Raw genomic sequence first — 11,503 nt, 5'->3', positions numbered from 1 at the left:
AAATAAGACAGGGAGGGTATTAATTTATCTTATTCCTGAACTTCTTCCTCGATTTCCGGTGCCACCATACGGTCATATTCTTCCCGCTCCTGCTCCCGGTCCGCTTTCTTCATTTCTTTGGTCAGCATCTCTTCGGGCATATACAGATTAAAAGGAATACGCATGCATTTCATTTTTTTCACTTCCCGGCTAAATTCAGGACAAGCCACGAAATAGACACGTGAAACGGACACCTTTCCCGGGGTTACCTGTTCGGGGCGTTCAAATCCCGGACTGGTCAGTGACGTATGGAATGTGCCAAGTCCTTCGATAGTAACCGGCTGTCCGATAGACAACAGACTACGGATAGCATCAACCATTTCCGTCAATATACCATCTATCTGCCCGCGATGAAATCCACTCCGTTTTTCCATGTACTCGGCAAATTCTCTATTCCGAATCGGATCTATCAGTTTTTTGGGTACACCATACCATAATTCTTTTCTTTCTCCCGATGTTAAATCGGCTTTTTTTCTCACTACATAAGGCACTGCCATCGTTTATACTCCTTTCTTTTTTCGTTTATACTCGCGTTCTATTTGACACCCGGGTGTCAACACCATTGAGACCCGGGTGTCAAGCATACCAACACCCGGGTGTCAGTGCTCATGAGACCCGGGTGTCAGATAAGTGTTGGCTGCAACAAAATTAAGTCTTTATTGCGAGAGAACAAAAGAATTCTTCTATATTTGTGCATCCCTACATTATACTAAAGAAAAACATAGAACTATGATTAAGATTCTTCTATTGATAGACTATTCAAGCGAATTTGACAGGAAACTGCTACGGGGACTTGTCCAATACTCCAAAGAAAACGGCCCCTGGCTCTTTTACCGACTACCTTCTTATTATAGCGCAATGTATGGAGAACAAGGTATTTTAAGATGGGCGAAAGAATGGAAAGCCGACGCCATTATCGGTCAGTGGAACAACGATACGATCGATTTGCAGAAGGAGCTGAATATTCCGGTAGTACTACAAAACTATCATCACCGGAGCGTCACTTACTCTAATCTGACAGGTGATTATAAAGGTACGGGAAGAATGGCAGCCCAGTTTTTTGCCAAACGGATGTTTCGAAACTTTGCTTATTTCGGCGTTAAAGGGGTGGTTTGGTCTGACGAACGCTGCGAAGGGTATCGGCAGGAAGTGAAACGTATCGGAGGCGAATTTTTCAGTTTCGAATCGGATAAGCAGGAAGACGAGATAAGAATGGAGGCGAGCCAGTGGTTGCAGCAACTCCCCAAGCCAGTCGCCCTATTTTGCTGTGATGATGCGCACGCCCTATTCATTTCTGAAACTTGCAAAATGACGAATATTCCTATTCCGGAAGAAATTGCTTTATTAGGCGTGGACAATGACGAACTGATGTGTAATATTTCCGACCCTCCCATTTCATCCATAGAGCTCGAAGTAGAAAGAGGCGGATATTCTATCGGCAGACTTATTCATCAACAAATAAAAAAGGAACACGAAGGTACTTTCAATATTGTTATCAATCCTATCCGCATCGAATTACGGCAATCTACGGAGAAACACAATATCAAAGACCCTTATATTCTGGAAGTAGTGAAGTATATAGAGTCTCATTACAGTTCCGATTTGACCATAGAGTCTCTGCTTGCAAACATTCCGCTATCCCGCAGAAACTTCGAAGTGAAATTCAAAAACGCACTGAATACCTCTATATACCAATATATTCTGAATTGCCGGTGTAATCATCTTGCAGATCTACTGCTCACAACCGACCGTCCATTGGCCGATTTAGCAATGGAAGTAGGCTTTACAGACTATAATAACATTGCCCGGATTTTCAAAAAATTCAAAGGATGTTCACCTATTGAATACCGGCAGAAAAAGACTAGACAAAGATAAAATAAACGCTTTCTGAAGACTGTTTTTCGTTTTGACATTAAGATCATTCATGAGAATGACCTACCTTTGTTTTCATACTTTTCGAAATACATTTTAGATATTAATACTATGCAAAGACATACCATAAGAGGAAAAACAAGAACGATTATCTATCCTATTATTATTTATTTGGGGATCACCTCAATAATGGGGTGCAAAAGATTAGAGATTAACCAAACAAAAAGAAACTGGGAGAAGCTATCCGCCTACTTTACCCCACCACCACTGTATCAGGAGAAATTTGGAACTTACCGCAACCCTCTTTTATTTTACAATGGAGATACAGTCAAAAACGCAGACGACTGGCTAAAACGAAGAAAAGAAATAAAAGACAAATGGTTAAACCTGATCGGTCATTGGCCGGCTATCATCACCAATCAAAAACTGGAGATTATAAAAACCACAGAACGCGAAGATTTCAAACAACATTTAGTGCGTTTTTATTGGACTCCTCTGGAACAGACTTACGGCTATTTACTGGAACCAAATAAGAAAGGAAAACATCCTGCCGTTATCACAGTATTCTACGAACCGGAAACAGCTATCGGATGGGGAGGAAAAGCTAATAGAGATTTCGCCTACCAATTAACCAAAAGAGGATTCGTTACTCTCTCATTAGGAACTAGACAGACCACCAAAGATAAGACTTACTCTCTCTATTACCCGACTATTAACAACTCCACTATGCAACCTCTTTCAGTACTTGCTTATGCGGCAGCCAATGCATGGGAAGTATTAGCCAGAGTCGAAAGTGTCGACTCTACCCGAATTGGTATCATGGGACACTCTTACGGTGCTAAATGGGCTATGTTTGCTTCTTGTTTATATGAAAAGTTTGCCTGCACCGCCTGGAGTGATCCGGGTATCGTCTTTGATGAAACCAAAGATAATTATATCAATTATTGGGAACCTTGGTACTTGGGGTATTATCCTCCACCCTGGAAAAAAATCTGGAGCAACAACGGCAATAACTCTTCAACAAGTGTCTATGCCAGACTATGTAAAGAGGGGCATGATTTACATGAACTCCATTCTTTATTGGCTCCTCGCCCATTTCTCGTATCAGGAGGTTATTCTGATAATGTAGACAGATGGATTCCATTAAATCACTCTGTTGCAGTCAACCGACTTTTGGGTTATCATCATCGAGTGGCAATGACGAACAGGCCCAAACATGATCCTACTCCCGAATCAAACGAAACTATATATAAGTTCTTCGAATGGTTCTTAAAAAGAAAAACGCCAAAAGAAGATTAACGATGCATTATTCTTCGTTTTTTGAAGATAGTTTTTCGTTTTTGCCACCGCACATATCTTTGAAACAGAATACTTTTGTATCATTAACTAGTTAACCGGTCTAAAGAGACTATTGTTAGAAATTAAAATTTCAAATCGACGATCTAATATTTAAAAACTTATCATGCAATGAAGAAAATTAGATGGAATCCAAGGTTAGTAACCTCGTTGTTTATTACTCTTTTAATGTGCACTCTCGATTGTCTTGCACAAGAAGTAATAAAAGGGTTTGTGAAAGATGGTAATGATGAACCATTACCTGGCGTATCTGTAGCTGTCAAGGGTGCAACGAATGTCGGTACCATTACAAATGTTGACGGCAAATATAGCATTAATGCCCATAAGAATGACGTATTGGTATTCTCCTATATCGGAATGGTCAGCCAGGAAGTCAAAGTAGGTAATAAGACGAATATCAATATCACTCTTAAAGAAGATGTTTCCTCGCTGGATGAAATCGTAGTGGTAGGCTATGGAACTCAAAAGCGCGGTAGTCTGACCGCCGCCATATCTACTGTCTCCGATAAAGAAATCCTTAAAGCCCCAACCATGGGAATCAGTAATATCATCGGTGCACGTGTTGCCGGTATTTCCGCCGTACAAGCCAGTGGACAACCCGGTGCGGATAATGCCTCCTTGTCCATACGCGGGCAAAGTGGTATTATCTATGTTATTGACGGCATCAGAAGAAGCGCAAGTGACTTCAACGGACTCGATCCGAATGAAATAGAATCTGTGTCTGTATTAAAGGATGCATCAGCCGTAGCCGTTTATGGTCTGGACGCAAATGGAGCATTCATTGTCACAACCAAAAAGGGACAAACAGATAAAGTCACCATTAGCTATACAGGTACTGTGGGTATCAGCCAGAATGCAGAAGAACAAGAATGGCTCGATGGACCGGGATATGCTTATTGGTACAATAAAGCCCGTCTTCTACAAGGTGATACGGAAGTGTTTACTGTCGACATGGTGCGCAAAATGCGCGAGGGTGTCGACGGATGGGGAAATACCAATTGGTACGATAAAGTATATGGAACCGGTGTTCGCCAACATCATAATATTTCAGCATCCGGAGGAAGTGAAAAGATTCGTTTCTTCACATCTATCGGTTATCTGGAGGAAAAAGGAAATATAGATAAGTTCAAATACCGTCGAATGAATCTTCGTTCTAATATCGACGCACAGCTGGCTAAAGGACTTAGTCTGTCATTAGGTGTTTCGGGGCGTATAGAAAAACGGGATGCTCCCAAATTTTCTGCCGATCCGGATGATTGGATGAATATTCCCCAACAGGTATGCTACGCTTTGCCATATGTACAGGATACTTATGAATATAATGGGAAAATATACGATGTTTCAACCCCGACTTCCGGTTCTCCGGTAGCTCCTATCGCATCCATATACGATTCTGGATATAACAGGTCCAACCAATCATATATGCAGTCTAATTTCAGTCTGAAATACGACACACCTTGGCTTAAAGGATTAAGTTTAAAATTCCAGGGAGCGTACGACTTAGTTCATGGGATGACTAAACAGTTGACCAAGCCGAATGAAGTCATGATTATGGATTTACCTAATGCAGCCACTACCACACTCACCTACCATAAGGACTACAGTGTGTTGAAAGATACACCTATATTATCCGAATCGGCATCACGCGCCCAAGAGTTCACTACGCAAACCAGTATCACGTATGATAACAAATTTGGAGATCACTCGATCGGAGTATTATTGCTGGCCGAAACACGGGAACGTAATAGCAACAATCTCGGTGTAACGGGAACCGGATTAGATTTCATTCAGTTGGATGAGTTGAACCAAATCACAGGATTCACCAAAGAGGGGAAAGAGCAACCTGCTATACCTTCGGGTAGCAGCAGCCAGACACGTGTAGCCGGTTTTGTAGGTCGTTTGAACTACAATTACGCTGACAAATATTATTTGGAGGCTTCACTACGCCACGATGGTAGTTATCTGTTTGGTGGTATGAACAAACGCTGGGTCACCCTGCCCGGTCTCTCTCTTGCCTGGAGAATCAATAATGAAAAATGGTTTCATGCTACTTGGGTAGACAATCTGAAATTAAGAGCAGGTATCGGAAAAACTGCAACCAGCGGCATCCAGCCTTTCCAATGGAGAAATACGATGAGCACATCCCCCAATTCTGTAGTAATAGGCGGAGCCAGTCAAACAGCTATCTATCCGTCCGTATTGGGAAATCCCAATTTGACATGGGCGCAATGCCTCAACTATAATATCGGAGTAGATGTAACTTTATGGAATGGATTATTAGGAATGGAACTGGATGCTTTTTATAAATATGAATATGACAAATTATCTTCCGTAACCGGTTCGCATACTCCTTCCATGGGAGGCTATTATTTTTCAACTGCAAACGTAAACAAAGCAGATTATAAGGGTTTTGATGTCACTTTTACACATCAGAACAGAATTGGAAGTTTCAGTTATGGAGCCAAATTAATCTGGTCATACGCATACGGAAGGTGGCTCAAATATGCAGGTGACTCTGAAAACACACCGGAATACAGACGACTGACCGGAAAGCAAATCGGTTCGAAAATGGGATTCATTGCCCAGGGATTGTTCCAGAGTGAGGAAGAGATAGCCAACTCCGCTACCATGCCCGACCGACCGGCTTATCCCGGATATATCAAGTATATGGATAGAAATGGAGACGGTATTATAACCGTCAATCAAGATCAGGGGTATGTAGGTAAAAGTTCAAGACCGACCCACACAGGTTCTTTCAATTTATTTGGTAACTGGAAAGGATTCGATTTTGATATTTTGGCATCATGGGGGCTTGGCAGCGATGTTGCATTAACCGGAGTATATACGGCAACCGGTTCATCCGGAATCCAAAGCGCTACGGCCTTCACGCGTCCATTCTATCAGAATGGCAATGCACCAGTCTATCTGGTGGCAAACTCCTGGACACCCGAAAATACAAATGCAGAGTTCCCTTGTCTGGAAATCAATCCGAGAAGTTTGAATAACGGGCTGGCCTCCACATTCTGGTATCGTAACGGAAACTATTTGAGAATAAAAACAGCCCAAATAGGATACAATTTCCCTAAAAAATGGTTGAGTCCATTGGGAGTGGAAGCTCTTCGCCTCTATGTTGAGGGATACAACCTTCTGACTTTCAGCGCTGTGTCCAAGTACAACATCGACCCGGAATCTCCAGCTGTAAACAATGGATATTATCCGCAACAAAGGACTTATACACTTGGAGCTAAAATTACATTCTAAAATATACGCTATATGAAAAAGTTATCTATTAATATATCACTCTTCTTTGTGTTGCTGACTTTAAGTTCGTGCAACGACTGGCTGGATGAAGTAAAACAAACGACTACCGTTAGTGATGAAATCATCTGGCAAGATGAAACCCAGGTTGACAAATATGTGAATAGTTTCTATCCCCTCCTGCATGATTACGGTCAATTCGGGGAGGCCCAATTCTACGGAAGTTTTACAGAAAGTCTGACTGACGCATTTAAGTATGGTTCATATACGCTAGGACACAGAGCCGGCCATCCTAATCTTTATGTACTTACACCGGATGCTATCTCTCCGGATAACTGTCTATACAGTATCTGGCTACGTTCAACAGCATACAAACAGATCCGAGAAACAAACCAATTTCTATCTCTACAAAGAAAATATTCCGAATTTTCAGCAGACAAAAATAAGCTTTGGGAAGCTCAAGTACGCTTTTTCCGTGCATTTGTATATTTCCAGTTAGCCAAAAGACATGGAGGTGTCATCTTGTATGACGATCTGCCGGTATCAACTAATAAAGCCCGCAGCAGTGCTGAAGAAACCTGGCAATTCATAGCCGACGATCTTGATTTTGCAGCCAATAATTTACCCAAGGAATGGGATGCGGCAAATAAAGGGCGTATCACCAAAGGAGCAGCCTATGCACTGAAATCGAGAGCAATGTTATATGCCAAACGTTGGCAGGATGCCTATGATGCTGCTAATAATGTAATTGCACTCAAACTATATGGTCTGACGGACAAATATGAAGATGCATGGAAAGGGAATAATAAAGAAGCGATTCTGGAGTTTGATTATGATGCTGCCAACGGGCCTAATCATCTTTTCGACCGATATTATGTACCACAATGTGATGGTTATGACAATGGTTCAACAGGAACTCCTACCCAGGAAATGGTAGAATGTTATGAAAGCAAAAATGGAGAAAAGATAGACTGGACACCCTGGCATGGCATTACTGATGAGACTCCTCCATACGACCAACTGGAACCTCGCTTCGCCGCAACTGTAATCTATAGAGGATGTACCTGGAAAGGGAAAAAGATGGATTGCAGCCTTGACGGAAAGAATGGTGTGTTTATGCCTTACCGGGAACAGGGTACTTCATACGGCAAAACCACAACCGGTTATTTTTTAAGGAAATTGTTAGACGAAACGCTGACAGACGTCAAAAATGGGAAAAGCGCCCAACCGTGGGTTGAAATTCGCTATGCCGAAGTTTTATTGAACAAAGCGGAAGCAGCTTATCGACTCAATAAGATCGGGGAAGCCCAAAGTGCAATGAATGAGGTACGCGCCAGAGTAAAAGTGAATTTACCGGGTAAATTCTCTACAGGCGAGGCTTGGTTCAAAGATTACAGAAATGAAAGAAAGGTTGAACTAGCCTATGAAGGTCATTTATTCTGGGATATGCGTCGTTGGGAATTAGCCCATATTGAATACAACAACTATCGCACACATGGCTTTAAAATCATTGGTGCTACCAATACATACGAATATGTTGATTGCGACGGACAGGACCGCAAGTTTATAAAGAAATTATATGTCCTTCCTGTACCGTCTGAAGAATTGAAGAATAACTCATTGATTGAGCAATATGATGAATGGAAATAACAATAAAACTCTTAGAACAATGAAAAACAAAATTATATCAATCATCCAGGCATTAGTTCTTCTATGGGGAGTAACTAGTTGTCACAGTCCTGAAGAGTTGGGTTCTGACATTCAACGCGAAGGTATCAACAGCATCACTGCATCGTTTCCGAACGATGACAGCAGCGAAAATAGTTTCAAAGGTGAGATAGATTATACCAATCATTCAATCACATTTATTTTCCCATACAATTATCCCAAATTGTCGGATAATGTATTGCCGACCTCTGCACTAAAGCGGGTAAGATTGAGTGCCAGTTTAGCGAATAATGTCAGTGTAACTCCACCATTACTTTATATGGATCTTACCCAAGACAACTATATCACAGTGAAAGATCAGACCTCCGGGACTAGTACCGAATTCAAAGTAATAGGTGAAATCCGTAAGAGCAACGAATGTAGCATCACAAAATTCGATATTCCTGCCATAGGGCTATTGGGAGTCATTAATGAAAACGAAAAAACAATTTCATTAGTAACCATAGATAATGTAGGGGAGCAGATAGCTAACATTGATATCTCACATGGAGCAACATGCAGTCCCAATCCCGAAACAGAAGCACTAGACTATGAACAAGAACAGACCATCGTCGTCACAGCACAGAATGGCATAGATAAAGCAACATATACGGTAAAAAAAGATATTCCGCAAAAAACTGTTGCAGGTATTCGCCAAGGAAGCGGTAAGCTATTATGGTCTAAAAGACTATCTGAAATAAGCGGTATTCTGCTACCGGGTAAAGTAACCGGACTTGCAGTAGTCGACAAATATGTTGTCATCAACGAACGTGCCAATGATCGTGCCATTTACTTAAATAGCCAGACCGGAGAAATAGCAGGTTCTATGGATATCAGCCAATTTGCCGGTGATAATTCAAACTTCCATGCAACAGCAGATCGGGGAAATAATATTTTATTCTGCAGCTATACTCCATCAGGAGGTACTTTCACCGTATGGAAAGCTAATGGAGTGAATGAGAAACCACAGAAATATATTGAATATAAAACTGGCACTAATATAAGATTTGGTTGGAAGATCTCTATCCAGGGAGATTTGGATGCCAATGCCCTTATCACAACTCCAGTATTCCAAAAGGATAGTAAAGTACAATTCGCCCGCTGGCGTGTCATAAATGGTACTTTACAATCACAAAGTCCGGAATTTGTCATTATGAGTTCCTCTCTGCTGACTTCAAACTGGATTAAATGGGCGGATGTGATTTATGCTGATGACACCGACACTCAAAGTGACTATTTCTTGGCCAGCCATGTCACAGACACTTCTGCCAAACGCTATTTCTACTGGTTTAAAGGAACAGACAATAGCATAAAAGCGGCAAATACAGGTGCTCCGGGTAACACAATTATCAATGCCGTAGACTATGCCGTGTTCAACAAAGTACCTTATGTCATTTACAATCATGTAAATAGTTTCAACTATGCCGTAACTGGTTCTGATGCTGTCCGTATGTATGACCTTAGCAGCGGTTCATTCGATAACCAGATAGTAGTATGTCCGGACAAGATATATGGAGGTCGCGAGAATTCCGGTCAGAACACCGAAGGAACCGGAGATGTCGTATTTAAAGTTGCCAAAAATGGTTATTATCTATACGTTTATCTCGTATTTTCTAATGGAGGTATCGCCTGCTACCAATATGACTGTATTGATATGTAATACAAACAACCAGTAATCAACCTTATAATATACCACTAAATATGAAATTAAAAAATTTATGGTTAATAGCAGTTGCAATACTCATATACGCTTGCAATGCAGAAGAAACGAGATCATGGGAAGTTACTTTTGATCCAAACAAGCCCAAAGATCCAAATGAACAAAGCATTATTAATGTGGCGGCAGGCAAATTCTATAAAATGAATGTTGTAGCCAACAATGCCTACGCTGATAAAGCCCCTCTCGATCCCTGGACATCCGGCACCAAACTGACGGATGAGGAGACCGGTACCCTCTCGACTAAAAACAGAGGAGTCGGTTGGGATGCACAAACTGTAGAAGTAATAATTGATTTGGGATCATTACGCAGTATCACAGAAGTATCAGTACATGCTATTTCCGATCCGACATCACAAATTGTATTCCCTGCTCAAATAGAAGTATCAACCAGCAAGGACAAAAGCCAATGGGAAAAAGCAGCCTCACCAATTACCTATTCCGACAGCAACGGAAAGTCGGACGCTTGGGGAAAAACAGACTTTAGTAATGTAGCATGCAGATATGTGAAAGCGACTCTCAAATCTTCAGCTTCCACCAGTACGATGATGCTCATCGACGAAATCAAGGTAATGGGAGAATTTCATAATGACATGAAGTACGTCCCCGAAAAAGGATGTTATCATGGAGCATTCCCACCATTATACGGATTCGATCCGGAAGACCGCGAAGGAAGTACTGACCAGTGTGCCGTTGCCTTATTTGAAAAATTGGTGGGAAAACAACTATCTATGATCTTATGGTATCAGAATATGGAACCGGGACGAAATTTCAGCGAAATGCAAACAGTACGTGAGAAATACTGGGGAAAAAACTATCAGGGCAAATACCGATTCTTCCTTTACGGATGGCTGCCCGTCATTCCCACCCAGCAAATGGCAAATGGCGAACTTGACGATTTTCACAAATCATACTTCGCCGAAGTGGCTGCCCAAAAAGTACGTGACATGGGACCTATCTGGTTCAGACCAGCCAACGAAATGAATGGAAGCTGGACTCCGTATTACGGAGATCCCACAAACTATGTCAAGGCTTGGAGACGTATGTATAACATTGCAGAACAGTTGGGTGTCACTGCCTACAATGTCTTCGTATGGTCACCCAACAGTGTAAGCATGCCGGGTACGGAAGCAAACGCAATGAAAAACTATTATCCAGGAGATATGTATGTAGATTGGCTGGGAGTAAGCTGTTATCCACCATCGCTTAGTGCTACTTATCCGGAAGAAAGAAGATATCCGCTCACGCTGATGCAAGGAATCAAGCAGGTATCGGCAGACAAGCCTATCATGATTAGTGAAGGAGGATACTCCAGTACATGCGACCACCAGAGATGGGTAAGAGAATGGTTTAAGCTGAAGGATGAAGAGCCACGTGTCAAGGCCGTCGTATGGGAGAATCACGAAAATGCAGAGAATGGTGACCGCCGTCTGCAAAGTGACCCTCTGGCACTTGAACTGTACAAGGAACTCGTCCAGGATCCTTACTGGCTTGATCTGATCCCGGATGCTGTGTACAGTGAAATTGAAACAAGAAAAAATAACTCAAAATAAT

The 11,503-nt window shown here is 41.8% G+C and carries 7 protein-coding genes; 6 read left to right on the top strand and 1 reads right to left on the bottom strand.

The window, feature by feature from the left end:
* Window positions 1-29 precede the first annotated feature (29 nt).
* Window positions 30-536, bottom strand: coding sequence for an HU family DNA-binding protein (locus KTR06_RS01400; RefSeq protein ID WP_004314067.1), 507 nt, complete (start codon window positions 534-536; stop codon window positions 30-32).
* A gap of 232 nt (window positions 537-768) precedes the next feature.
* Here KTR06_RS01400 and KTR06_RS01395 point away from each other — a divergent pair, with 232 nt between their 5' ends.
* The 6 genes from KTR06_RS01395 (at window position 769) to KTR06_RS01370 (ending at window position 11,502) form a co-directional block, all read left to right on the top strand.
* Window positions 769-1,914: a DNA-binding transcriptional regulator gene (locus tag KTR06_RS01395; RefSeq protein ID WP_009039776.1), complete on the top strand. Its 1,146-nt coding sequence runs from the start codon at window positions 769-771 to the stop codon at window positions 1,912-1,914.
* A gap of 108 nt (window positions 1,915-2,022) precedes the next feature.
* On the top strand, window positions 2,023-3,210 hold the full coding sequence (locus KTR06_RS01390; RefSeq protein ID WP_008776505.1) for a S9 family peptidase: 1,188 nt from the start codon (window positions 2,023-2,025) through the stop codon (window positions 3,208-3,210).
* 168 nt (window positions 3,211-3,378) lie between these two features.
* Entirely contained in the window at window positions 3,379-6,528 is a 3,150-nt protein-coding gene (locus KTR06_RS01385; RefSeq protein ID WP_004309612.1) for a TonB-dependent receptor, read from the top strand.
* Between the two features lie 12 nt (window positions 6,529-6,540).
* Window positions 6,541-8,175 (top strand): RagB/SusD family nutrient uptake outer membrane protein, encoded by a 1,635-nt coding sequence (locus KTR06_RS01380; protein ID WP_008024327.1) that lies wholly within the window; start codon window positions 6,541-6,543, stop codon window positions 8,173-8,175.
* 19 nt (window positions 8,176-8,194) lie between these two features.
* Window positions 8,195-9,892, top strand: coding sequence for a DUF5018 domain-containing protein (locus KTR06_RS01375; protein WP_008024325.1), 1,698 nt, complete (start codon window positions 8,195-8,197; stop codon window positions 9,890-9,892).
* 41 nt (window positions 9,893-9,933) lie between these two features.
* Entirely contained in the window at window positions 9,934-11,502 is a 1,569-nt protein-coding gene (locus tag KTR06_RS01370) for a glycoside hydrolase family 26 protein (protein WP_008024323.1), read from the top strand.
* Window position 11,503: the final 1 nt, after the last annotated feature.

Origin of the sequence: Bacteroides sp. MSK.20.12 (genome assembly GCF_019052435.1) — a bacterium.
Taxonomy (GTDB): Bacteria; Bacteroidota; Bacteroidia; order Bacteroidales; family Bacteroidaceae; genus Bacteroides; species Bacteroides xylanisolvens.
This window is presented reverse-complemented; position numbering and strand designations above follow the sequence as displayed.

Bases quoted from the DNA above. Each gene is read 5' to 3' on its own strand.
- KTR06_RS01400 (WP_004314067.1), bottom strand. From the start codon at position 536: ATGGCAGTGCCTTATGTAGTGAGAAAAAAAGCCGATTTAACATCGGGA.
- KTR06_RS01390 (WP_008776505.1), top strand. From the start codon at position 2,023: ATGCAAAGACATACCATAAGAGGAAAAACAAGAACGATTATCTATCCT.
- KTR06_RS01375 (WP_008024325.1), top strand. From the start codon at position 8,195: ATGAAAAACAAAATTATATCAATCATCCAGGCATTAGTTCTTCTATGG.
- KTR06_RS01385 (WP_004309612.1), top strand. From the start codon at position 3,379: ATGAAGAAAATTAGATGGAATCCAAGGTTAGTAACCTCGTTGTTTATT.
- KTR06_RS01370 (WP_008024323.1), top strand. From the start codon at position 9,934: ATGAAATTAAAAAATTTATGGTTAATAGCAGTTGCAATACTCATATAC.
- KTR06_RS01395 (WP_009039776.1), top strand. From the start codon at position 769: ATGATTAAGATTCTTCTATTGATAGACTATTCAAGCGAATTTGACAGG.
- KTR06_RS01380 (WP_008024327.1), top strand. From the start codon at position 6,541: ATGAAAAAGTTATCTATTAATATATCACTCTTCTTTGTGTTGCTGACT.